Origin of the sequence: Micromonospora sp. WMMC273, assembly GCF_027460285.1 — a bacterium.
GTDB classification, from domain to species: Bacteria; Actinomycetota; Actinomycetes; order Mycobacteriales; family Micromonosporaceae; genus Micromonospora; species Micromonospora aurantiaca.
Window position 1 is genome coordinate 5,962,937 of sequence record NZ_JAPZBE010000001.1, and the last position, 23,184, is coordinate 5,986,120.

At 72.7% G+C, this 23,184-nt stretch carries 21 protein-coding genes, 3 tRNA genes and 2 pseudogenes; 9 read left to right on the forward strand and 17 right to left on the reverse strand.

Annotated features, from left to right (window positions below; all coding sequences use genetic code 11):
• Positions 1–399: 399 nt before the first annotated feature.
• On the reverse strand, positions 400–957 hold the full coding sequence (locus O7611_RS27685) for a MarR family winged helix-turn-helix transcriptional regulator (RefSeq protein ID WP_269697826.1): 558 nt from the start codon (positions 955–957) through the stop codon (positions 400–402).
• Between the two features lie 133 nt (positions 958–1,090).
• Here O7611_RS27685 and O7611_RS27690 point away from each other — a divergent pair, with 133 nt between their 5' ends.
• Positions 1,091–2,023, forward strand: a complete 933-nt coding sequence (locus O7611_RS27690; RefSeq protein WP_194800398.1) for an NADP-dependent oxidoreductase — start codon at positions 1,091–1,093, stop codon at positions 2,021–2,023.
• Positions 2,024–2,155: 132 nt separating this feature from the next.
• Positions 2,156–3,174, forward strand: a pseudogene (locus O7611_RS27695) (alkene reductase).
• A gap of 70 nt (positions 3,175–3,244) precedes the next feature.
• Here the strand turns inward: O7611_RS27695 and O7611_RS27700 are convergent.
• The 4 genes and pseudogenes from O7611_RS27700 to O7611_RS27715 all read right to left on the reverse strand — a co-directional run bounded on the left by O7611_RS27700 (position 3,245) and on the right by O7611_RS27715 (position 4,964).
• A complete protein-coding gene (locus O7611_RS27700) occupies positions 3,245–4,081 on the reverse strand; it encodes an LLM class flavin-dependent oxidoreductase (protein ID WP_269697827.1) in 837 nt (278 codons plus the stop codon).
• A 63-nt stretch (positions 4,082–4,144) separates the two neighbouring features.
• Positions 4,145–4,536, reverse strand: a pseudogene (locus O7611_RS27705) (LuxR C-terminal-related transcriptional regulator); the annotation flags it as partial.
• Positions 4,537–4,764: 228 nt separating this feature from the next.
• Positions 4,765–4,837: transfer RNA gene (locus O7611_RS27710), tRNA-Arg, on the reverse strand.
• 36 nt (positions 4,838–4,873) lie between these two features.
• A tRNA-Ser gene (locus tag O7611_RS27715) sits at positions 4,874–4,964 on the reverse strand.
• A 645-nt stretch (positions 4,965–5,609) separates the two neighbouring features.
• Here O7611_RS27715 and O7611_RS27720 point away from each other — a divergent pair.
• On the forward strand, positions 5,610–6,431 hold the full coding sequence (locus tag O7611_RS27720) for a hypothetical protein (RefSeq protein ID WP_269697828.1): 822 nt from the start codon (positions 5,610–5,612) through the stop codon (positions 6,429–6,431).
• A 100-nt stretch (positions 6,432–6,531) separates the two neighbouring features.
• On the opposite strand, the gene O7611_RS27725 is transcribed toward O7611_RS27720, so the two are convergent.
• Positions 6,532–7,305, reverse strand: a complete 774-nt coding sequence (locus O7611_RS27725) for a CPBP family intramembrane glutamic endopeptidase (RefSeq protein ID WP_030499361.1) — start codon at positions 7,303–7,305, stop codon at positions 6,532–6,534.
• A 122-nt stretch (positions 7,306–7,427) separates the two neighbouring features.
• Here O7611_RS27725 and O7611_RS27730 point away from each other — a divergent pair, with 122 nt between their 5' ends.
• Positions 7,428–8,549 (forward strand): globin domain-containing protein, encoded by a 1,122-nt coding sequence (locus tag O7611_RS27730; RefSeq protein ID WP_194800394.1) that lies wholly within the window; start codon positions 7,428–7,430, stop codon positions 8,547–8,549.
• A gap of 68 nt (positions 8,550–8,617) precedes the next feature.
• Here O7611_RS27730 and O7611_RS27735 read toward each other — a convergent pair whose 3' ends face one another.
• Positions 8,618–10,150 carry a peptide deformylase gene (locus tag O7611_RS27735; protein WP_194800393.1) on the reverse strand — a complete coding sequence of 511 codons (1,533 nt, stop codon included), beginning with the start codon at positions 10,148–10,150 and terminating at the stop codon, positions 8,618–8,620.
• A 321-nt stretch (positions 10,151–10,471) separates the two neighbouring features.
• Between O7611_RS27735 and O7611_RS27740 the strand changes: the two genes are divergently transcribed.
• Positions 10,472–11,254, forward strand: a complete 783-nt coding sequence (locus O7611_RS27740) for a hypothetical protein (RefSeq protein ID WP_194800439.1) — start codon at positions 10,472–10,474, stop codon at positions 11,252–11,254.
• 4 nt (positions 11,255–11,258) lie between these two features.
• On the opposite strand, the gene O7611_RS27745 is transcribed toward O7611_RS27740, so the two are convergent.
• On the reverse strand, positions 11,259–13,037 hold the full coding sequence (locus O7611_RS27745) for a hypothetical protein (protein WP_269697829.1): 1,779 nt from the start codon (positions 13,035–13,037) through the stop codon (positions 11,259–11,261).
• A 208-nt stretch (positions 13,038–13,245) separates the two neighbouring features.
• Here O7611_RS27745 and O7611_RS27750 point away from each other — a divergent pair, with 208 nt between their 5' ends.
• Positions 13,246–13,956, forward strand: coding sequence for a class I SAM-dependent methyltransferase (locus tag O7611_RS27750; protein WP_194800391.1), 711 nt, complete (start codon positions 13,246–13,248; stop codon positions 13,954–13,956).
• Positions 13,957–13,988: 32 nt separating this feature from the next.
• On the opposite strand, the gene O7611_RS27755 is transcribed toward O7611_RS27750, so the two are convergent.
• From O7611_RS27755 to O7611_RS27765, 3 genes are all read right to left on the reverse strand, one after another.
• Positions 13,989–14,522 (reverse strand): YbhB/YbcL family Raf kinase inhibitor-like protein, encoded by a 534-nt coding sequence (locus O7611_RS27755; RefSeq protein ID WP_194800390.1) that lies wholly within the window; start codon positions 14,520–14,522, stop codon positions 13,989–13,991.
• Positions 14,523–14,562: 40 nt separating this feature from the next.
• Complete coding sequence (locus O7611_RS27760) at positions 14,563–15,252, reverse strand: DNA alkylation repair protein (RefSeq protein WP_269697830.1); 690 nt, start codon at positions 15,250–15,252, stop codon at positions 14,563–14,565.
• A 437-nt stretch (positions 15,253–15,689) separates the two neighbouring features.
• Positions 15,690–15,779: transfer RNA gene (locus O7611_RS27765), tRNA-Ser, on the reverse strand.
• A 183-nt stretch (positions 15,780–15,962) separates the two neighbouring features.
• On the opposite strand from O7611_RS27765, the gene O7611_RS27770 reads away from it, so the two are divergent.
• Positions 15,963–16,937, forward strand: coding sequence for an NAD(P)H-quinone oxidoreductase (locus O7611_RS27770; RefSeq protein WP_194800388.1), 975 nt, complete (start codon positions 15,963–15,965; stop codon positions 16,935–16,937).
• Positions 16,938–16,939: 2 nt separating this feature from the next.
• Here O7611_RS27770 and soxR read toward each other — a convergent pair whose 3' ends face one another.
• A complete protein-coding gene (gene soxR, locus O7611_RS27775) occupies positions 16,940–17,392 on the reverse strand; it encodes a redox-sensitive transcriptional activator SoxR (protein WP_194800387.1) in 453 nt (150 codons plus the stop codon).
• A gap of 46 nt (positions 17,393–17,438) precedes the next feature.
• On the opposite strand from soxR, the gene O7611_RS27780 reads away from it, so the two are divergent.
• Positions 17,439–18,122 carry a transketolase gene (locus O7611_RS27780; RefSeq protein ID WP_194800386.1) on the forward strand — a complete coding sequence of 228 codons (684 nt, stop codon included), beginning with the start codon at positions 17,439–17,441 and terminating at the stop codon, positions 18,120–18,122.
• 14 nt (positions 18,123–18,136) lie between these two features.
• Positions 18,137–19,012, forward strand: coding sequence for a transketolase family protein (locus tag O7611_RS27785; protein ID WP_269698175.1), 876 nt, complete (start codon positions 18,137–18,139; stop codon positions 19,010–19,012).
• 67 nt (positions 19,013–19,079) lie between these two features.
• On the opposite strand, the gene O7611_RS27790 is transcribed toward O7611_RS27785, so the two are convergent.
• The 5 genes from O7611_RS27790 to O7611_RS27810 form a co-directional block, all read right to left on the reverse strand.
• Positions 19,080–19,790 (reverse strand): glycosyltransferase family 2 protein, encoded by a 711-nt coding sequence (locus O7611_RS27790; protein WP_135242490.1) that lies wholly within the window; start codon positions 19,788–19,790, stop codon positions 19,080–19,082.
• 79 nt (positions 19,791–19,869) lie between these two features.
• Positions 19,870–20,457 carry a hypothetical protein gene (locus tag O7611_RS27795; protein ID WP_269697831.1) on the reverse strand — a complete coding sequence of 196 codons (588 nt, stop codon included), beginning with the start codon at positions 20,455–20,457 and terminating at the stop codon, positions 19,870–19,872.
• A gap of 57 nt (positions 20,458–20,514) precedes the next feature.
• Positions 20,515–21,921 carry a sensor histidine kinase gene (locus tag O7611_RS27800; protein ID WP_194800384.1) on the reverse strand — a complete coding sequence of 469 codons (1,407 nt, stop codon included), beginning with the start codon at positions 21,919–21,921 and terminating at the stop codon, positions 20,515–20,517.
• The gene (locus O7611_RS27805) at positions 21,914–22,597 is read right to left on the reverse strand and encodes a response regulator transcription factor (protein ID WP_194800383.1); all 684 of its coding nucleotides are present in this window, start codon (positions 22,595–22,597) and stop codon (positions 21,914–21,916) included. The genes O7611_RS27800 and O7611_RS27805 overlap by 8 nt, the downstream gene beginning before the upstream one ends.
• 68 nt (positions 22,598–22,665) lie before the next feature.
• Positions 22,666–23,178 carry a hypothetical protein gene (locus O7611_RS27810; RefSeq protein ID WP_194800382.1) on the reverse strand — a complete coding sequence of 171 codons (513 nt, stop codon included), beginning with the start codon at positions 23,176–23,178 and terminating at the stop codon, positions 22,666–22,668.
• Positions 23,179–23,184 lie beyond the last annotated feature (6 nt).

The following is a 23,184-nucleotide window of genomic DNA, read 5'->3' on the forward strand; positions in this document are numbered from 1 at the left end:
GACGGGCTGCAACAGCTAGCCGAGAAGTCCTGACCGTAACCGCAGTGACCTACGAATTACGAGATGATCAAGTTGCTGACCACGGTCTACCTGCACCAATGTGGCTGGCCTGCGGAAACCGTCGCGGCATCTCTCGGCGCCAGCCGCCGGGGCTCGACCTCTTGAGGACTGTAGCGGGCGGACGTCGCCGCCACCATCGACGACGCCGAGGCGCGGATCCGGCGGGCGCTGCCCATCGCCACCGCGATCTACCTCGAACTCGACATCGACCGGCAGCCCGCCCGCACCAGCGCCACCTGACCCGGAGGTCCGGGTCGCGGTGCCCGGGTCGCCGACGTCGGCGTAGTGCCGAGGAAAGCGGCGGGGACTGCCGTCCGGGCGGGCTGACGGCGGAGCGCGTCAGTCGGCCTGGGCCGGGGTGTCCGGCGTGGACCTGGGGCGGCGCTTGCGTGGTGCGGCCGAGCGGGGCGGCAGCGCGCGCATGTGGTCGCGTACCCGGGTCATGATGTCGCCGAGGTGACGTACGTCGTCGTCGGAGAGCGGGTTGAACAGCAGCAGCCGCGACACCTCGATGTGGCCGGGCAGGATCCGGCGGAACAGGGCAGCACCCGCGTCGCTCAGGGCGACGAGGGTGGCCCGTTCGTCACCGGGAAAGCTGCTGCGAGTGATCAGGCCGGCCTTCTCCAGCAGTCCGGCCTGATAGGTCAGCCCACTGCGGCTGTAGACGACGCCGTCGGCGAGCTGGGTCATGGTCAGCGGCGTCTCGGACCGCGCGAGGTTGGCCAGCAGTTGGAACTGCACGTAGCTGATGCCGCCCTCGGTGCGTAGCTGCTGCTCGACGTGGTGTTGCAGCAGGCTGACGGCCTCCAGGAGCGCGAAGTAGGTCTGCAGCTGTTCGGGGTGCAGCGGCGGCACCCCGTCGTCGCTGTCGTCCCCCGCCGTGCGGGTGGATGTCATGTGCGCACCTTACCTGCTTCGAACTCGCAGCATTGTGAGTGGTGTCACGCCTCGCGTGGCTTTGCTTCGAACTCGAAGCGACCTAGCGTCGAGTCATGCTTCGAGTTCGAAGCGATTATCCGAGGAGGACACCATGAAGGCAGTGCGCTACCACTCCCACGGCGGCAGCGACGTGCTCACCTATGAGGACACCGAACGGCCGGTGGCGGGAGCCGGAGAGGTCGTCGTCCAGGTGGCCGGCACCTCGTTCAACCCGGTGGACGTGGCGATCCGCGCCGGCTACCTGCGGGACGTCTTCCCGCTGACCTTCCCCCACACGCCGAACTTCGACGTCGCCGGAACCATCACCGAGGTGGGCGAGGGCGCCGGCAACTGGAACGTCGGTGACGCGGTCCTGGCGTTTACGCCGATGGCCGCGCCGGGAGCGGCCGCCGAGTACGCGGTCGTCCCCGCCGAAGCGCTTGCCGCCGCGCCGCGTACCGGCGAACTCGCCGACGCCGCGGCCCTGCCCTCCGCCGGCCTGACGGCCTGGCAGTCGCTGTTCGAGCACGCCGGCCTGACCAGCGGGCAGCGCATCGTCGTCAACGGTGCGGGTGGCGCGGTCGGCGGATACGCCGTCCAGTTGGCCAAGCAGGCCGGTGCCGAGGTGACCGCAACCGCCAGTGCGCGCAGCCGCGACCGGCTGCTCTCCTACGGTGCCGACCGGATCGTCGACCACACCACCACCGCGCTCACCGACGCCGTGGCGGGCGAACGGTTCGACGTGGTGCTGAACCTGGTGCCCATCACTCCCGAACAGGGCGCCGAGCTCGTGGATCTGGTCGCCGACGGCGGCGCCTTCGTGAGCACCACCGCTCCGGGCCCGGAGCAGCCCGGACGCGGCATCCGCACGGTACGGGTGTTCGCCCGCAGCGACGCCGCCCAACTCGCCCAGCTGGTGGCCCGCGTCGACGCCGGTGACCTGCGCATCGACGTCAGTCAGCGGCGGGCCCTGCGCGAGTTGGCCGCCGTGCACGACGAGTCCGAGGCCGGCCGGCTGGCCGGCAAGACCGTCCTCATTCCGTGAGTCACCCGCCCCCTTCGCGGGGCGTCTGCCACGACCCACCCCCTGCACGGAGGACAGATCACGATGACGACCGCATTCGAACCCGTCAGCCTCGCCGGCACCAAGCTGAGCAACCGGATCGCGATGGCGCCGATGACCCGCAGCCGCGCCCACGGCCCGGGCGCCGCGCCGACCGCCGACACCGCCACCTACTACGCCCAGCGCGCCTCCGCCGGTCTGATCGTCACCGAGGGCATCCAGCCCTCGGTGATCGGCCAGGGCTACCCGAGTACGCCGGGCCTGCACAGCGCCGAACAGGTCGCGGCGTGGCGTCAGGTCACCGATGCCGTCCACGCCCAGGGCGGGTCATCTTCGCCCAGCTCATGCACACCGGCCGGATCGGTCACCCCAGCCTGCTGCCCGAGGGCCTCGTCCCGGTCGGTGCGTCACCGGTCGCCGCCGCCGGAAAGGTGCTCACCGCACAGGGCCCACAGGACTTCGTCACGCCCCGCAAGCTGACCGACGCGGAGATCCTCACGACCATCGGCGATTTCGCCGCCGCTGCCCGCAACGCCGTTGCCGCCGGGTTCGACGGCGTGGAGGTGCACGGCGCCAACGGTTACCTGCTGCACCAGTTCCTCTCCACCAATGCCAACCAGCGCAACGACCGCTGGGGCGGCACGGTCGCCGGCCGTATCCGGCTGACCGTCGACGTCGTCCACGCGGTCGCCGACGCGATCGGCCCCCACCGGACCGGACTGAGGATCTCTCCCGCCAACCCGTTCAACGACATCACCGAGGACGCACACCAGCACACCTACACCGCGCTGGCCGACACTCTCAACCCGCTCGGCCTGACCTACCTGCACATCGCCGAGGCCGACGACCGCGACCTCACCCGTGAGCTGCGCCGCCGGTGGGACGGCCCGCTGATCCTCAACCCGTTCACGCCCGGAACGGTCACCGGCCCCGAGCAGCTCGCGCTGATCGAGGACGGCACCGCCGACCTGATCAGCTTCGGCGGCCTGTTCCTCGCCAACCCCGACCTGCCCGCCCGGCTCGCCGCTGGCGGGCCCTACAACACACCCGATCCGGCCACCTTCTACGGCGGCGACGCCCGCGGCTACATCGACTACCCCACGCTCGACGGCAGTCCGAGCGCGGTGAGCTGACCACCGCCGCGCGCAAGGCCTGCCCCACCGGACGCCGCGGGCAGGCCTTGCGCGGAGCGACATCGGCCGCCTACCGCACCAGTGGACCGACCTGCTGTGCGGTGAACCGGACGAAGCCCTCGAGGTCGGGTTCGTCAGCGGTGGGCTGCAGGATCACGGCGTCGGCTCCGGCGTCCCGGTAGCGGTTCACGACAGCGGCAATGGCGGCTGCGTCGCCGGCCGCTGCGGCGTCCCAGCCGTCCGACTCGTTCCACGACTCCAGCTCGCGTGCCATGCGTGCCTCGGCGTCGGGGCCGGTCGCCGCATGGACGTACACGGTGACGGCCTTGGCCGTCGCACTGACGGCGGCCACCTCCTGCGGAGGCGTGCCGGCGGTCAGCAGGATCCCGTCGGCGGCCTCGCAGACGAGAGCACGCGTCTTCGGCCCGGTCGCGCCGGCGTAGATCCGGGCCGTGCCCACCGGCGGGTAGTCCAGCTTGACCTTGTCGAGCTTGACGTACCGACCCGACGTCGTGACCGTCTCGCCGGCCAGCAGCGCCTTCAGCGCCTCGACGTGCTCGCGCAGCAGCGTCAGCGGCGAGCCCACCCGCGCTCCGACCTGCTCCATCCAGTCCTGGACGCCGTGGCCCACGGTGAGCAGCACCCGGTCGGGGAAGAGCCGGTGCAGCGTGGCGGCCTCCATGGCGAGTGCCGCGACGTTGCGGAACGGCACCGGCAGCAGCCCGACGCCCACCGCCAGCCGGTCGGTCCAGGCCAGGGCCGCGGCGGCGGTGGCGATGCCGCTTTCGAGGAAGCAGTCCTCCCAGAGCCACAACTGGTCGAGGCCGGCCTCGTCAGCGGCGCGTGCGACGGAGCGGAGGCGTTCGGGTGGATTCTGGGGCCGGAACACCACGCCGAGGGTCGTCATGACGGCCAAGCCTAGCCGCGGAGGGGCCCCGCCATCCATGCACTTTCCGGGAGGACGACCCGCTCAGCGTGGGCCGCCCGGCCCGACCAGGCCGGTTTCGTAGGCGACGATGACCAGTTGAGCCCGGTCCCGTACCGCCAGCTTGGTCAGCAGCCGCCCGACGTGCGTCTTCACGGCGGCCAGGCTGATACCGAGGTGCCCGGCCAACTCCGCGTTGGACAGGCCCCGGCCGATCAGCGTGAGGACCTCCCGTTCCCGCTCGGTCACCCGAGCCGTCGTGGCAGCGGCCGGGCCGGTTCGGGCCGACGGGCGAACTCGTCGATGAGCCGCCGGGTCACCGTCGGCGCGAGCAGTCCTTCTCCGGCGGCCACCACCCGGATGCCGGCCAGTAGTTCCGCCGGCGGGGTGTCCTTGAGCAGGAACCCGCTGGCTCCGGCCCGCAGTGCCCCGTAGACACCGGCGATGCCGGGCCGGTGGGGCAGGGCCTGGTCGGGGCCCAGCTCCGCTCGGGCGAAGGAGAACCGGGCCAGCGCGGCGCACGCCAGGTAGCCGACCGGCGCGAGCAGCGCGATCCCGGCGTCGCCGTGCGTCGCCGGCGGGGAACAGGTGCCACCGTCCACCCAGGCCAGACAGCACAAAGGGCCTGACCCGCGTTTCCACAGGTCAGACCCTTCACGATCTTGTGCGCCCGAAGGGACTCGAACCCCTAACCTTCTGATCCGTAGTCAGATGCTCTATCCGTTGAGCTACGGGCGCCTGGTGCTCGGCCAGTCTACACAACCGGCTTTCGCGCGGAGACTCCGGGATTCGAACCCGGGAGGGGCTTTAAGACCCCAACCGCATTAGCAGTGCGGCGCCATAGACCAGACTAGGCGAAGTCTCCCTGGTGACCCACGAGGTCACCGCGCCCGAGGATACAGGCCCGCACCCGCCCGGGGCAAAGCGGATACCGGGACCGGCCCTCGCCACCGCGTTTCCGTCGTGTGCCGGATCACGTCCACGGCTACGCTCCATCGATATGCAGGAGCAGCCGCCGAGCGATCCGCCCCGTCGCGAGCCCGCCCCCAAGGCCCGGCGGAGCCGCTCCCCACGACCGACGTTCAACCCACCGACACCGGATCCCGCCGCGGAGAACGCGACGAGCGACACACCGCCGCCCCGGCGTCCGCGCCGGTCCGCGCCCACTGTCGTCTTCCAGCCGCCGACGCCGGCCACCGCCGCACCGCCGGCACCGCGCCCGCGTCCGGCCGCCGATCCCTCACCAGCCGATCCGGGTACGCCCGCCGAGCAGGCCACCCCGGAGGCTTCCACGGCTCCTTCGGGTACGACTGCCGCACAACCTCCGCCGAGCGCCGGGGAGGGCACGGCCCCGACCGATGAGAGGCCAGTCACGGCGGAACAGGATCGAGCCGTCGAGCCTCCGGCAGCGCCGGGCGCACCACCGGTCGGGGCAGAGGCGCCGAAACGGACGCGCCGCGCTCCCGCCGCCAAGAAGGCCGCCCCGGTCGCGAAGAAGGCGACCCCGGCGGTGAAGAAGGCCGCCCGGAAGGCGTCGCCCCCGAGGCGGGAGACGGCGATCACTACCCCGGAGCCCACAGAACACGAAGCGCCACAGATCGAGGTCACCGCCGCCGACACCACGGCATCCCACGCGGGGCAGTCCGCCGAGACGACGCACGGCACGGTCGTCGCGCGGGCACCCGGACAACCCGACGTCACGCGTACCCCGGAAACGGGCTGGCGGGCGGTGGGGCCGCAGCTGCGCGACCACCCCGGGTTCGCGCCGGAGCTGCTGGCCCTGGCGGCGGTCGACGCGCTCGGGCCGCGGGCCTCGGCCTGGGCGGAGCAGGTCCGTCGGGCCTACCCGGAGGCGGACGCCGACGGGGTGGCCCGGCTGGCGACGCGGCGGTTCGTCCGGATGGCCGGTACGGGTGGGGCGCTGGCGGCGGGCGCCGGGTTGTTCGCGCCGGTCGCGGAGCTGGCGTCGGTGCTGTGGACGCAGGCGAACCTGGTGCTGCATCTGGCGGCTGCGTACGGGCGGGATCCGGCGCACCCGGATCGGGCGGCCGAGCTGCTGGTGCTCACGCTGGTGCACCCGGATGACGGCACCGCGCGGGCGGCGCTGGCGGCGGCCCGTGCTGCCGACGCGCCAGCGGACGGGCCGTGGGGGCGGGTGGCGGAGGCGGCCTGGCGGCTGGCCACGCCGGTGGCCGCGCAGGCGGGTGGCTGGCTCGGGCTGCGGTTGGCCGCCCGGTTGCTGCCCGGTGCGGCGGCGCTGGCGGCCGCGACCGGCGGTACGGCAGCCGCGGAGCGCCTCGCCGCGCGGGCGGTCGCCCGGTATCGGGTGTGATCGACACCGGTTCGGCGAGCTGGCGTGGTCAGGCGGGGCCCGATGCCGCCACTTCCCCGACCTGGCGGCGGACGGAACGCGTGCCGGGCCGGCAGCCGGATCAGAGCCAGTCGAACCAGGACTTCGGCAGCATCGCGTAGCCGACGAACGCGAAGATGTCGAGCAGCGTGTGCGCGACGATCAGCGGGGCGACCCGGCGGGTGCGCAGGTAGAACAGCCCGAAGATCACGCCCATCACGGCGTTGCCGACGAACGCGCCGAAGCCCTGGTAGAGGTGGTAGGAGCCGCGCAGCAGCGCGCTCGTGGCGAGCACGGCACCGATCCGCCAGTTGAGCTGCCGTAGCCGGGTGATCAGGTAGCCGACCACGATCACCTCCTCCAGCACGGCGTTCTGCACGGCGGCGAGGATCAGCACCGGCACCGTCCACCAGAGGTCCGGCAGCGCGGCCGGGACCAGCGTGGCGTTCAGGCCGAGCTGTGCCGCCGCCCAGAACAGCGCCAGCCCGGGCAGGCCGATGAGCGCGGTCAGGCCCGCGCCCCGGGCCAGGTCCGAGCCGGGCCGGCGGAAGTCGACACCGAGCGTCCGTGCCGGGTCGCCGGGGTCGCGCGCCAGCAGGTGTACGGCGAGCAGCACCGGCAGCAGCGCGAAGACGATCCCGAGCAGCTGGTACGTGAGGTCGAGGTACGGCCGGGCCGACGCGGAGGTGTTCAGGGCCGCGGTCTGCTTGGACAGTCCGCCGGTCGCGGTGAGCTTCGCGATCAGGGACACCAGGGCGTACACGGCCGACTGGCCGAGGGACAGACCGAGCACGAGCAGCGTCTCGGTGCCCAGCATCCGGCGGGAGACCGGACGGGCCAGCTCGTCAACCGTCACCGGACCATGAAAGCACTTCGGTGACCGGGCCGGACGGTCGCACAGCCTGTGCGACCGGCGTACACGCTCCGTGGACATTCTATGCGGGCCGATCCGCCCGTACGGAGAAGGAGCGTGCCCCTGTGGAGAACTTCGCGCGGCTGCTGAAGGAGAGCTGGACCCTGGTCGAGGAGCACCGGGAGCGGCTCAGCGGTCACTTCTACGCCCGGCTGTTCCTCCTCGATCCGGAGCTGCGCAAGCTCTTCCCGGTGCAGATGAACGGCCAGGGGGACCGCATCCTGGAGGCCATCGTCACAGCCACCCAGACGGTGGGCGACCCGGAGAGCTTCGACGAGTACCTCCGCGCGCTGGGCCGGGACCACCGCAAGTACCACGTGTCGGCCGAGCACTACGCGACGATGGGCGTCGCGCTGCTCGACGCGCTGCGCAGCACCGCCGGGGACGGCTGGAACCTGGAGTACGACCAGGCGTGGCGGGAGGCGTACGCGGGCATCAGCGAGCGGATGCTGGCCGGCGCGGAGGCGGACGAGAACCCGCCGTACTGGCACGCCGAGGTGCTGACGCACGAGCGGCACGGCCCGGACACCGCGGTGCTGACAGTGCGCGCGCTCCAGGATCCGCTGCCCTGGCGGGCCGGGCAGTACGTGAGCGTGGAGGTGCCGCGCTACCACCCGCGGGTGTGGCGGACGTACTCGGTGGCGAACGCGCCGAACGAGGAGAACGTGCTGGAGTTCCACGTGCGGACCCCACCGGGTGCGGCCGGGTGGGTGTCCGGCGCGCTGGTACGCCGTACCAAGCCGGGTGACCTGCTGCGGGTGGCCGCGCCGATGGGCTCGATGACGCTTGATCCGGGGTCCACCCGGGACGTGCTCTGCGTGGCCGGCGGTGTCGGCCTGGCGCCGATCAAGGCGCTGGTGGAGGAGCTGACCCGGGTCAACCGCACGCGCTGGGTGCACGTCTTCTACGGCGCGCGCCGCCCGGACGAGCTGTACGGGCTGCCCGGCCTGGAGGACCTCGTCGCGTCCCACCCGTGGTTGTCGGTGACGCCGGCGTGCAGCGAGGACCCGGACTTCGGCGGCGAACTCGGTGACGTCTCCGAGGTGGTCACCCGGTACGGCCCGTGGACCACGCACGACTGCTACGTCTCCGGCTCGGCCGCGATGGTCCGGGCCACCCTGCGGGCGCTCGCCGCCGACGACGTCCCGCCGGACCACATCCGGTACGACACGTTCGGCAACCTCTGAACCTTGCTCCCCCCGAGCCGGGTCGCGTGCCCCCGCCCCCTGGGGCACGCGACCCGGCCCCCCGTTTATCAGTAACGCCAGGGGGTGCCGGTCTCGCGGTACTCCTCCACCGGCACCAGCGGCACGCCGGGCGCCATGCGGTCGACGTAGAGCCGCCCCTCCAGGTGGTCGATCTCGTGCGCGACCAGCCGCGCCATCGCGTACTCGAAGGACGTGATCACCCGGCTGCCGTCCCACAGGGCGTGTTCCACGTCGATCCGCAGCGGCCGGGGCACCAGGCCGCGGTGGTCGAAGAAGGACAGGCAACCCTCGTACTGCTCGTCGGTCTCGGCGGCGGCGTCGACCACCCGGGGGTTGAGCAGCACCACCGGATCGGCCGCCCGGTCGGCCGGGCGCACGAGCGCCGCCGACCAGCCGATGCCGAGCTGGGGCGCGGCGAGGCCGACGCCCTTGCTGAACGGGTGCAGCTCGTCCAGCCGGACCAGCATCGCGGCGAGCCGGTCCATCACCTGCCGGGCGTGCGCCTCGTCGGCCGGCAGGTCGAACTGGCGGGCCCGCTGCCGCAGCAGGTCGTCGCCGCGCTGCACGATGCCCACCGCGCGCATCCGGTCGCTGGCCCGCACCCGGGCGCCGCCGGTGGGCGCGCTGTCCGGTTCGGCGTCCGGCTCGGGGCTGCGGAACCGCCACTGCATCCGGTAGCGGGCGTTCAGCGGCGGGTCGTCGGTCCCCCAGTCGAAGACCACCCGGCCGCCGTCCACCGAACGCTGGATCGGGGTACGCAGCGGCCCCTCCTCCGCCGACAGCGAGGTCTCCGCGCCCCACACCTTGGGGTCGAGGTCCGCGGGCAGGTCGAGCCGCACCGCCAGGTGCCGGGTGGGCAGGCGTACGGCCCGCTGGAACCAGGGGCCCCACTTGTCCCGGCCGACGCGGTACGCGTACTCGATGGTGACCCGGTCGCCGGGGTAGAGCGGGAAGCGTCCCTCGTCGTTCTCGAACAGCAGCCAGATCTCCTTGAACGCGTCCCGGTCGTGTTTGGCCCGCCAGTGCATCGGCTCGCGTCCGTTGCCGTCGTCCCGGTACGCGGTGAGTTGCAGCTCGGCGAAGGTGAGCGGGTGTTCCCGGTGGTGCCGGTTGGAGCGGCCGGGGTCGTTGGGGTAGCGGTCGACGGCGACCCGGACCAGGTAGCGGGTGACCGGTTCGGTGCCCGCGTTGTACAGCTCCCGCCGGATCGCGCAGTGGTAGCCGTCACCGGTGTGGGTGAGCGTCGCGACCTCCCGTTCCACCACGAGGCCGGTCCCCGGGGGCAGCCACTGGCCGGGGACGGGCGGGTCGCGGTGGGCCACGCCGGTGCGGCCGTGCCGCAGCTCGTCGTACTCCCGGAAGCGCTGCCAGATCGCGCCGCTGGCCTCCAGGACGGCCTCGGCCCGGCGGGCGAAGTCCTCGGTGGGCCGGTGCCGGCGGCCTTCGACGTGGCTGACGTAGGACGGGTCGAAGCCCATCATCGTGGCCAGTTGCTTCTTGGACAGCCCTCGGCCGGTCCGGTGCCGGGCGAGTTCGGCCGCGAACGAGTCGGCGGCACGCTCGATCGGTGAGGTCGTCATCAGCTTCCTCGTACGCGGGAAGACCATTTTCACGTTGAGTGGCCGAACGTGTACGGAAACTGCCTCGTATTCGACACTCACCTTGACTTTTCAGCGGCACACATCGATCCTTATGCCGTCTGCCGCCGGTTCTCCGGCGGCGTTTTCCGTCTCCGAGGCCGGGTAGTACCCGACGGCCGTGGAGTGACGGGGGCCTCCCCTCGATACCGCGGCATCTCTTCCCCTCCCGCCGGGAGGGTGGTTAGGCTAGCCTTAGCTTGGGTCGACGGCACGCGCCGACCGCAGGGCGACAGGACAGGGGACGGCCAGGTGACTGCGGTGATGCCGGGGCGCGACGCCGCCACCCCGCTCGCCCCGGTGACAGCGACCCTGCGCGCCATGTTCGGCACCGACGATCTGCCCGGGCTCGCGCCCGGCCTGCTTGTGCACGACGAGCTGGACCGCTGGTCCCCCGCCACCCGCCTGATCGACGGCGCGCTGCTGTCCGAGTTCCTGACCCGCGCCGGGCGCCGCTGGGGCGGCACCCCGCACGCGTGTGCCGCGCTGGCCTGGAAGTCCTACAGCTACTGGACCGCGCTCCCCGCCGTGCTCGGCTGGGCGTCCGCCCGCCGGGTGCCGCTGCTCGACCCGGCCGACGTGCTCGTGCACTTCGAGGACCACCACCAGCTCCTCACGCTGGGGCTGCGCGCCTCCACCCCGGTGGCGGTGCTGCCGAGCGACCCGCTGGCTCTCGCCGGAGCTCCGGGCGTACTTGTGGTCCCGGACGAGGCGGCGCTGCTCGGCGCGCTGCGCGCGTCCCTGCTCGACGCCCACTTCGCGCCGCTGATCGGCGCCATCCAGGGCGAGGTCCGGATCGGCACCCGTACGCTGCTCGGCTCGGTGGCCTCCGGCATCGCGCACGGCGTCCTGCGCGCGTCGGACGCGCTGCCCGGCTCGGCCACGGCGGCCGTCGGCACGCTGCTCGCCGCGCTCGACCTGAGCGACCTGGTCGAGCTGGTGCCCGGCCCGGCCGGCGAGCCGACGGTGCAGCGGCGCACCTGCTGCCTGGCGTTCACGCTGCCCCGGCCCAAGGTGTGCCAGGGTTGCTGCGTCCGCCAGGGCTGACCGCTCAGCCGGCCAGCGGCCGGACGTCCCACAACCACACCCCGCCGGTACGCCTCGGTGTGATCCCGCTCAGCTCCGTCATCGCCCGGCGCAGCGCCTCGGTCTGCGGCAGCCGGGGGTCGAGGATCACCGCGCCGGCCCGCCAGTAGCGCAGGTCGTCCACGGCGGCCACCCGGTCCTGCGGCGTGATCGGCGGGACCGCGTCGGTGCGCCGTACCGTCTCGAAGAACGTGCTGGTGGGACGCGGCGGCGCGGTGAAGAGGGCGATCCGGTCCCCGCCGGGGCGGGTGTCCGGATAGAGGAAGTAGCCGCGGGCCAGCGGCATGTCCAGCCGGGTCTCGGCGGACCAGCGCAGCGGGACCGCGTACGTGGTGTCGGGTAGCGGCAGCGTGACGATGCTCCGCCCGTCGGCGACGTAGGGGCGCCAGGCGCCGGAGGTGACGAACGCCGGGGTCGGGTCGAGGCGCTTCGCCGGCAGCGGGGTGGGCAGGATCGGCAGCAGCGACATGGCGAGCACGGTGACGGTGGCGAACCGGATCTGGTCGCGCGTGTCCGGGTGCCGTACGGCCAACTGCCGGACCCGCTCGGCGCCGAACGCGAGCAGCACGCCGATGATCGGGGTGAGCGCGAGCGACCAGCGGGTGGGCACCACCGAGTGCAGGACCGGCAGGTTCTCCAGCGCGGCCCAGGGGCCGGGGATGCCGGTGTCCTGCCCGTCGTAGCGGATCTCCCGGCCGAGCGAGAAGAGCGCGAACACGAACCCGACCGCCGCCAGCCCGAGGACCACGGCGTTGCGGCGCAGCCACCAGACGAGCGCGACCACGAGGACCACCAGCGGCCAGCCGAAGAACGCGTTCTCCTCGGTGGCGTTCTTGACCAGCGGCTCGCTGCCCCGGGCGTCGCCCGCCACCGACTCCCGCGACCAGGCCACGTACGCGGCGAGGTCGGTGGAGTAGCCGCGGATCAGCGTGGAGAGCCCGCTGTACGCGCCGGGGCCGAAGAACTGGACCCAGAGCGGGTACGCGAGCAGCGCCCCGGCGACCACCGCGGCCACAGCGAGCCCGGCGGCGAACGGGCGGGCCGCCGAGCGCAGCGCGGGACGGCCGAGGGCGAGCGCGAGCACCACCACGCCGAGCCCGATCGCGGTCATCAGCAGGATCTCCAGGTTGAGGAACGCCTGCCAGACGATCACCAGGCCGAGCAGGACGCCGTTGCGCAGCCACCGGCCGGGTTCGGCCAGGCGCAGCGTCCGCCAGATGATCAGCGGCACCACGAACTGGCTGACGATGTTGGGGTGCGAGTTGGCGTGCGAGATCATCGCCGGCGCGAACGCGCAGAAGGCGGCACCCAGCCAGGCCGGACCGCGGGACTTCACGACAACTCGGGAGAGCAGGAAATACCAGGACACGCCGGTGGCGGCGAGCCCGAGAGTGAGGAAAATCAGAAAGGACCAGCGCGGACCTGCCCAGAGCGTGATCGGGGTCAGCGGCAATGAAACGGATAATACGGACGTATTAGCCATGAGATTGACGACATCCGGCACATTCATCCGGTTCGAGGTGAACGGATAGGCGAAATCAGTGACGACGCGGGCACCATGCGCCATCATCCATTCGAATTGCGCCTGATCTGTCCGGTTGTCCCGGATGCCATTGCGCGGATCGACCCATAGTCGAGCGGTCACCCAGAACGCGAGCAGCACGAAGCTGAGCACGGCGAGCGCGTCGATCCGCCTACCCTGCCCCGATTTCGGCGCACTCGCGCCGCTTTCCGGAGTAGTCATGACATTTCAGAGCGTAGTCAGGGTATGGCGGGCACGTGCAATGTTCCGGGGAATCACGTACTATGTGCCGAGTTCGCCGAACGCCGAACAGGCACCCCTCCGGATCACAATTCGGCCCCCCTCCGTCCCCCGATTTCCCCCTCAGCCATCCAGATGGTTGACTCTGACGGTCCAGGCGCGGGTCAGTCATATCGTGAGGAATCGACGCATGGCAGAAATCACTGGGGATCAGCGCGTCCAGTCCGAGGTGCTCGAAGGCCTGGCGACGGCTGTCAACCACCGGCAGTGGTTCGTCGAACTGGCGGTGCCCTACCTCGGTGACAACCCGATCGAGATCGGCAGTGGCCTCGGCGACTACGCCTCCGCCTGGGCGGCGTACGCACCCCGGATCACCGCCACCGAGGCCGACCCGGACCGGCTGATCCAGCTCAAGGAGCGGCTGTCCGACCACCCCGGCGTCGAGGTCCGGCAGATGCTGCTCCCGCACCACGAGCGCGGTGACTACAGCGCGGCCGTGTCCTACAACGTGCTGGAGCACATCGACGACCACGTGGGCGCGCTGCGCAGCATGCGGGATCTGGTCCGCCCCGGCGGCGCCGTGGTCATCATCGTGCCGGCGTTCCAGTTCGCCATGAGCCCCGCCGACATCGCCACCGGCCACGTCCGCCGCTACACGAAGAAGACGCTCGCCGCGGCGATGACCGAGGCGGGCCTCACCGTCGAGCGGATCCACTACGCCAACGCGCTCGGCCTGATCGGCTACTTCATGGCCACCAAGGTCTTCCGGCTGATGCCGAAGGAGGGCCCGATGGTCAAGGTGTACGACACGCTCGTGCTGCCGGTCACCAAGGCCGCCGAGCAGCGCGTCCGGCCGCCGTTCGGCCAGTCCGTCTTCGCTGTCGCCCGCGTACCGGCCTGAGGCCGGGGGCCGCGACGGCCCCCGGCCGCCGGTCACTCCTTGATCTGGTACGTGGGGCGGATGACCGCCCGAGCCAGGGTGTGGAACGCCAGGTTGAAGCCGACGAAGGCCGGGCTGGCCCCGGCGGGGATGTCGAGGCGGTCCACGTCCACCGCGTGCACCGCGAACACGTACCGGTGCGGACGGTCCCCGGCCGGCGGCGCCGCGCCCCCGTAACCGGTGTCGCCGTAGTCGTTGCGGACGCTGAACGCGCCGTCCAGGTCGGCCTCACGCACGCCGGTGGGCAGCTCGGTGACGGACACGGGCAGGTTCACCAGCACCCAGTGCCAGAAGCCGCTGCCGGTCGGGGCGTCCGGGTCGAAGCACGTGACCACGAAGCTCTTGGTCTCGGCCGGGAAGCCCGACCAGGACAGCTGCGGTGAGACGTTCTCGCCGCCGGTGCTGCCGTGCGCGTACCGCGCGTCCATCGGCTCGCCGTTGTGCACGTCGTCGCTGGTGAGGTCGAACGACGGCACCGTCGGCAGCAGCTCGTACGGGTCCGGGGCGATCGGTCGTTCCAGGGTCATCGAAACGGTCCTTCCGGGTACGCGAATGTCCTGCGCCCCTTCATACCCCGTTGTCCGCGCCACCGTGCTGCCGGCGCACCATCTCGTTGATCCAGACCGGCGCGTAAGGCGACGTGCACCCGGGCGGCGTCGGATAGTCCTTGAGGACCCCGAGCCGCTCGCCGATCTCGATCGCGCGCTCCCGGTACGCGGCGTGCTCGATCCCGATCTGCGCCAGGCAGTGGTTCATCGCCCACTGGAGGCGCTCCGGCGCATCCGCCATCTCCGCCTCGATCACGTCGAGCAGACCGGCCAGGTCCAGCCCGTCCGGGTTCCGCGCCACCCGCTCGGTGGTCAGCGCCCAGCCGGCGCTCGCCACGACCGGATCGGGATCGGCCGACCAGGCCAGGCGCAGCGGCTCGGCGTGCGGGCTCTTCTTCACCACGTAGTTCACGAGCCAGTCGTGCACCTTCGGCGTCCGCGCCTCGCGCAGCATCGCGTCCAGCTCGTCCCGCCCGTACGCCTTCGGCCGGCAGATCAGCATCGCCAGCAGCCGCGCCGCGCTGTCGCCGGTCGCCCACAGCTCGCGGGCCAGCTCCTGCTGCGTCTTCAGCCGCTTGGCGACCGCCCGCAGCTTGCCCAGGTTGACCCCGTGGTCGTCGCCGTGCCGCTCGTTGATCGCACGGATCTTCGGGTCGTCGAGCGAGGCCAGCTCGGCCGTCACCCCGGCCATCGTCGTCGTCTCCGCCAATCCGGCCTCCCACCGTCGCCGCGACCCGCAGCCTACGACCGGCGCGACGCTCCCGCTGTTTCTCCCCTCCGCCGCCCTGCCGTGTCGTGCCGTCGCCACATCACGGCATCCCATATCCGTCGCGCTGGTCGTGATGCCGGGCTGACCGACGGATGCGCGCTTGCCCTCAACGACCCAGTAACGGGTGATCGGGGAGTGGGGGATCGGAGAGGCGGCTGGCAGTCGCGGTTGCAGCATCGACGTCTGATGCTCGGCGCCCCGGGAGAAAGAACATCTCTCGTTAAGGCTTATGCCTCTCGGTCATATTTATGCCTGAGAGGCATAAGCCGTAGAGGTCATGACTTCTCTCCAGCCGACACGCCCGGCGGGGCCGCCCACCAGCCGACTACTTCCGCCCCTGGAGCATGGGCTGAGCTGTGTGAAAGGCGATCAACTACTGGCGGAGGGTGTGGGATTCGAACCCACGAAGACATCGCTGCCTTACCGGTTTTCAAGACCAGCGCCATCGGCCACTAGGCGAACCCTCCCGGCACGCCCCCGAGGGGTGCGCGACCGGGGACCAGTCTGCCACGAACGCCGTACCGGGCAAGCCGCCGTCCCACCTCCGAATCATGGCCGCCGGCAGGTCCACAGTGGCCGAAGGGCCGGCGAGGCGGCTGCCCCGGGCGGTGCACCTGCGCGGCGACGGGCGGATCGGGTAAGACTGAGTCATGCGCGCGATCACGATCACGGAACCCGGCGGACCCGAGGCGCTCGTCTGGACCCACGTGCCGGACCCGGAGCCCGGTCCCGGCGAGGTGATCGTGGAGGTGCGGGCGAGCGCGGTTAACCGGGCCGACCTGTTGCAGCGGCAGGGGCACTACCCGCCGCCGCCGGGCGCGTCCGCGTACCCCGGTCTGGAGTGCTCGGGGACGGTGCGTGCCCTCGGTCCCGGCGTGACCGGCTGGTCGGTGGGCCAGGAGGTGTGCGCGCTGCTCGCCGGCGGCGGCTACGCCGAGCAGGTCGCGGTGCCGGCCGGGCAGTTGCTGCCGGTGCCGGCCGGGGTGGATCTGGTCGACGCGGCGGCGCTGCCGGAGGTGGCCTGCACGGTCTGGTCGAACGTGGTGGACCTGGCCCGGCTGGCCGAGGGCGACACGCTGCTGGTGCACGGCGGCGGCAGCGGGATCGGCACGTTCGCGATCCAGCTCGGCGTGGCGCTCGGCGCGACGGTGGTGGTGACCGCCCGCTCGGCGAAGCACGACCGGCTGCGGGAGCTGGGCGCCGCGCACACGATCGACTACCGCGAGCAGGACTTCGTCGACGAGGTACGCCGGATCACCGACGGCCGGGGCGCGGACGTGATCCTGGACATCATGGGCGCCTCCTACCTGCCCCGGAACGTGGCCGCGCTGGCGACCGGCGGGCGGCTCGTGGTGATCGGCATGCAGGGCGGCCGCAAGGGCGAACTCGACCTGGGGATGCTGCTGGCGAAGCGCGCAGCGGTGCACGCGACCGCGCTGCGGTCCCGCCCGGTCGAGCAGAAGGCGGCTATTGCCCGGGGCGTACGGGAGCAGGTGTGGCCCCTGGTGGAGGCGGGCCGGATCCGGCCGGTGGTGCACGCCCGGGTGGACATGGCCGACGCCGCCGCCGCGCACCGCCTGGTGGAGACGAACGACCACCTGGGCAAGGTGCTGCTGGTCCGGTGAGGTCAGCCCTGGCCGGGGCGCGGGAGCATGAGGCGCGGGCCGGGGCCCTCGGCGGCGAGTGAGTCACCGGGGTTGTAGAGCGTGCAGCGCTGCAACGACAGGCAGCCGCAGCCGATACAGCCGTCCAGGTCGTCGCGGAGCTTGCCGAGCAGCCGGATCCGCTCGTCGAGCCGGTCCCGCCAGGCGCGGGACAGCGCGGCCCAGTCGTCGGGGGTGGGGGTACGCCCCGCCGGCAGCGAGTCGAGCGCCGCCCGGATCTCCTCCAGCGAGACGCCGACCTGCTGGGAGATCCGGATGAACGCGACCCGGCGCAGCTCGGTGCGGGCGTAGCGGCGCTGGTTCCCGCCGGTGCGGGCGGCGTGGATCAGGCCGAGCCGCTCGTAGTAGCGCAGCGCCGAGGCGGCGACGCCGCTGCGGTCGGCGAGCTGTCCGATGGTCAGTGTTGCTTCGTGCATCACACGGCCTTGAGTTGAAGTTCGCTTCAAGTCCGAGGCTATCGGTATGACGACGACCACCGCCACCGACCTGGGCGCGTTCCTGGATCGGGTGCGCGCCGGCCGCGAGTTCGGCGCCAACGTGTACTCGACGCTCGACGTGCTCCAGGTGCTCTACGACCGGGTGCTCCGGATCACCCCGGCCACCCTGGACGACCCGGACCGGGACCGCTTCCTGCTCTCCAAGGGCCACGCGGTCGCCGGGTACTACGCGCTGCTCGCCGCCCGCGGCTTCCTGCCGGCCGAGTGGCTCGACGACCAGGGCGGCCCGGCGAGCCGGCTCGGCGACCACCCGGACCGCACACTCGTGCCGGGTGTGGAGATCGGTTCCGGTTCGCTGGGCCACGGGCTCGGGCTGGGCGTGGGCACCGCGCTCGGGCTCCGGGCCCGGGGCCGCACCGGACCCCGGGTGTACGTACTGCTCGGCGACGCCGAACTGGACGAGGGCTCCAACCACGAGGCGATCGCGTACGCGGGCGCGACCGGGCTGGACAACCTCACCGCGATCGTGGTGGACAACCGCTCGGCCACGTACGGCTGGCCGGGCGGCGCGGCGAGCCGGTTCACGGTGAACGGGTGGAGCGCCGCAACAGTCGACGGGCGCGACCACGACGCCCTGCACGCCGCCCTCACCGGGCACGACGGTCACCGGCCGCACGTCGTCGTCGCGGTCGTCACGGACGGGGAGTGAGAATGAGCAGCACCATGCGGGACGCGTTCGTCACCAGCACCGAGGAGGTGCTCGCCGATCCGCGGACGACAGTAGTGCTCGCCGACATCTCCGCCGCCGCGTTCGAGCCGGCCGCCGCCCGCTACCCGGACCGGGTCGTCAACGTGGGCATCCGCGAGCAGCTGATGATCGGGGTCGCGGGTGGGCTGGCGCTGACCGGCCAGCGGCCGATCGTGCACAGCTACGCCCCGTTCCTGGTCGAGCGGGCGTACGAGCAGATCAAGCTGGACCTCGACCACCAGGACGTCGGCGCGGTGCTCGTCGGCATCGGCGGCTCGTACGATCGCGCGGCGGCGGGACGCACCCACCTCGGGCCGGCGGACGTGGCGTTGCTGGACACGCTCGACGGCTGGACGGTGCACGTGCCGGGGCACCCGGACGAGGTCCGGCCACTGCTGCGCGACGTCGTGTGCGGGCAGGACTCGGCGTACCTGCGGCTGTCCATCCAGGCCAACGCGCAGGCGTACCCGCAGGCGGGTGACCTGCATGTGGTGCGCGACGCCGGGCCGGGCGCGCCGCTGCTGGTGGCCGTCGGTCCGGTGCTCGACGCGGCGGTGGCTGCGACGGCCGACCGCCCGGTCACCGTGGCGTACACCCACCGGCCCCGGCCGTTCGACACCGCCGGGCTGCGGGCGCTCGCCGCGACCGAGGTGATAGTGGTCGAGCCGTACCTGGCGGGCACCTCGACGCGGGTGGTGTCGGAGGCGCTCGCCGACCGGCCGCACCGGCTGCTGGCGCTCGGCGTGGGCCGTAAGGACCTGCGCCGCTACGGCAGCGCCGAGGACCACGAACGCTGGCACGGCCTGGACGCCGCCGGGCTGCGCCGCTCGGTCGACGCGTTCCTCACCTGAGCGGCCCGGACACGACGGAACCCCGCGACCTCGGCTCGTGCCGGGCTCGCGGAGTTCCGTCGACGGCTCAGTGCGCGGCGGCGGGACCGGCCGGGCGGCGGCGGGCGCGCTCGCGGGCCAGGATCCAGATCGCCTCGACGCCGTCCTTCCAGGTGATCTTCTTGCCCTCCTCGCGGCCCCGGGCGCGGTAGCTGATCGGCACCTCGTACGGGCGGATGCGGCGGCGCAGCAGCTTGCCGGTGACCTCCGCCTCCATGCCGAAGCCGCGGGAGCGGACCTGCAGCGAGCGGTACAGCTCCAGCGGCATCAGCTTGAAGCAGGTCTCCAGGTCGCCGATGTAGGAGTTGTAGAGCACGTTCGCGGCGAGCGTGACGCCCTTGTTGCCCATCACGTACCAGAAGCTGTACGAGCTGTGGCTGCCGAAGGTCCGATTGCCGTAGACGACGGTCGCCCGGCCGTCGAGCACCGGCTCCAGCAGGCGCGGGATGTCCTGCGGGTCGTACTCCAGGTCGGCGTCGAGGATGACCATGTACTCACCCTCGGCGCTGTCGACGGCGGTCTTGATGGCCGCGCCCTTGCCGGCGTTGCGCTGATGGGTGATCACCCGCAGGCGGGCGTCGTCCACGCGGCCGAGAACCTCGCCGGTGCCGTCCCGGCTGCCGTCGTCCACGACGACGAGCTCGATCTCGCAGGGGTAGTCCACCGCCAATGCCTGCTTGAGGGCATCCGCGATACGTTCTTCCTCGTTGTAGACCGGCATGAGGATCGAGAGCTTCACGGAATCTCCACGGAGGCGATGGCAGGTCGGGGCATAGCGTAGCCTGGCACATTGCTCAGGTCACGACAGCCCGGGCACCCTATTCCTGGCGAAGTGGTACGACCACGAGCCGGGCCACGCTCCGGTCGCCCTCCTTGGCGCCGGCTACCCCGACCGTCGTACCGATCTTGATGTCGCTCGATCGGATCGTGGTCCGGCGCTCGACCACCCGCAGCTTCTCGCCGAACGTCCACGTCACTGTGAAGCCGTCGGTGGACTTGACGGTCATCGACCTGTCGTCGATCGCCGTCACCTCGCCGCGCTGGACCGTGACGGTCTTCGTGCCGCCGTCCCTGGTCCGCACCACCGCCTCGCCGTGCAGCGTGTTGCGCCGCAGCAGCACCCGCGCCCGGTGCCGCTGGTGTCCCTGCTTCGCCCGCTCGCCCTCGCCGCCCGGCCCGGCCTTCGGGCTGCCGGAGGGCGCCGGCGCGGCCAGCGGATCCACGTCCAGTTCTCCGGCGTCGACGCCGAGCGCGGCGAGCGCCTGACCCTCCGTACCCAGGGCCGCGCTCACCTCGACCGCGTCGTCCGGTGCCGCGCCGGGCCGGGCCGCGCCGCACCCGGCGAGCCCGAGCGCGGCCGCGGCGAGCAGTGCGGTGGCGCCGGTGACGATTCGCTGACGTGCCATCAGTGGTCCTCTCTCGCGGTGACGACCCGAGCGTTCCGCACCGATGCGAGGAGACGGTCAAGCCGATGTTCGAGCCGCGTAAGGATCCGGCGGCACCCGGACGGTGAACGCGGCCCCGCCCTCCGGGGCGTGCCCGGCGGCGATGTCCCCGCCGAGCCGGCGGACCAGCCCGGCGGCGAGCGCCAGGCCGAGTCCGCTGCCCACCTTGCGCACGCCCCGGTACCGCTCGTGCAGCGCACCGCGCTCGAACGCCACCCGCAGGTCGTCGTCGGTGAAGCCGGGCCCGCCGTCCCGGACCTCCAGCACCCCGCCGCCCGCCGGGCCGTCGGCGCGGACCGCGAGCACCACCGGCGCCCCCGGCGGTACGACCCGCAGCGCGTTCTCCAGCAGCCCGTCCACCACCTGCCGGATCCGGCCCGGATCGGTGTACGCCGGCACCGGCACACCCGGCGTCTCCAGCCGGAACGGCACCCCGAGCGCCGCGTACCGGCCGGACCAGGCGCGCTCCGCGTCGGCGGCGAGCCCGGCCAGGTCGACCGGCACCGGTTCCAGGGGGAAGTCGACCGCCTCCAGCCGGGCCAGCGCCAGCAGGTCGCGGACCAGCCGGTCCAGGTGTTCGGCCTCGGCGAGCACGGTCCGGCCGGTCGCCGGCACCGCGTCGGCCTCGATCACGCCGTCGGCCAGCGCCTCGGCGTAGCCGCGGATGGCGGTGAGCGGGGTCCGCAACTCGTGCGAGACGGAGAGCAGGAACTCGCGCTGCCGCCCCTCGCTCGTGGCGAGCGCGGCGGCGAGGCCGTTCAGCGCGTACGCCAGGTCGGCCACCTCGTCGGGCGGCTCGACCGGTACGCGGACCGCCCGGTCCCCGGCACGCAGCCGCGCGGCGGCGGTGGCCGCGGTACGGATCGGCCGGGCCAGCCGGCGGGCGAGCAGCAGTCCGGCGGCGGCCCCGGCGGCGAGCCCGGCGAGCAGCGGCAACCAGAGTCCCCGCAGCACCTGCCGCCAGGGCGCGGCGCTGCGGGCCCGGGTCAGCACCACACCGTCCCCGCCGGGCAGCGCCCGCGCCTCGACCAGCCGGCGTTCCCCGTCGACGAGCCGCCGGCCGGAGACGTTCTCGCCGCCGGCGACCCGCGTCACGAGCGGTCGGGGCAGGCCCGGCCGGTCGGCCCGGCCGTCCCGGATCACGTACACCTCGATCTGCTGCTGGCGTAGTTGCCGGATGAGCCGGTCCCCGGCGCCGTCGCGCTGGCGTGCCGGCCGTACCCGGAGCACGTCGGCGGCGAGCCGGGCCTGGGCGGCGAGCGCCTCCTGGTCCCGGCGTTCCGCGCCGCGTACCGCGAGGGGCACCGCGACGAGCGCGGTGACGAGCACCGACACCAGCGCCACCGCGCAGGTGGCGAGCACGGCGCGGGCGGTGAGCGTCCGCCCGGGTCGGCGCGGCATCGGTCGGGTCGGCTGGTCAGGCATCGGCGGCGTACCCGACGCCCCGGTGGGTGCGGATCACGCTGTCCGGGCCGAGCTTGGCCCGCACCTGCGCCACGTGCACGTCGACGGTCCGGGTGCCGGCGTGCGCCGCGTACCCCCACACGCCCGCCAGCAGCTCCTCCCTGGTGAACACCCGGCCGGGCCGCGCCATCAGGTGGGCCAGCAGGTCGAACTCGGTGGAGGTGAGCTGCACCGGCGTACCGGCGGCGGTCACCGTGCGGCGGGCCGGGTCGAGCGTGACGGCGCCGAGCGTGCGGGGCTGCTCGGCGGGCACGCCCGCGGTGCGGCGCAGCACCGCCCGCAGCCGGGCGAGCAGTTCGCGCGGGCTGAACGGCTTGGTGACGTAGTCGTCGGCGCCCAGTTCCAGCCCGACGACACGGTCCACCTCGTCGTCGCGGGCGGTGAGGAAGATGACCGGCGTCCAGTCGCCGGCCGCGCGCAGCCGGCGGCAGATCTCGGTGCCGGCCAGGCCGGGCAACGCGATGTCGAGCACGCAGGCCACCGGGCGCAGGCGCCGCGCGGCGGCCAGCCCGGCCTCGCCGTCACGTTCCAGGTGTACGCCGAACCCGTCCCGGGTCAGGTAGAGCCGGACCAGGTCGGCGATGGCCGGCTCGTCCTCCACCACGAGGACGAGCCCGGGCGGGGCGGCGGTGGTCACCGGCTCATGATGACCGACCGGCGACCGGCGGGCCGGTCAGGAAATGTTCGGATCAGGTAAGGAGAAGGTCAGCGGGCCGGGGCGGGCCGCAGCACCGTCGGGCGGGCGCCCGCCGCCGGCTCACCGATGGTCGCCACCACCCGCTCGGCCGGCGTACGCAGGCGGGTGCGGAAGGCGTGGTTGAGCAGCGCGTCGAGCTGCCACACCTGCTTCGGGTGGTGGGTACGCAGGACGAAGCGCTCGCGCACCCCGTCGATCGCGGTGGCCGCCAGCTCCACGCTGTGCGCGCGGGCGTCGGGGCTCCACGTCACGTTGCTCAGCTCGCGCAGTTCGGTGTTGAGGTGCAGGCGCAGCCGGTGCAGCACCCGGGTCTGCCGGGTGACCACCAGCCGCCGGTGGGTGAGGAGCATCAGGTAGTCGCCGCCCACCGGGTCGTCCGGGCGGCTGCACCGGGTGACCAGGATGGTCGCGTCGCCGGAGCCGACGCACCGGCGGAACACCGGCATGTGCCGGGTGACGGTCTGGGTCGCCAGGCCGGTCTCGGCGGCGGCCGGGAGGAACGTTCGCGAGAACACGTCCATGCCCGG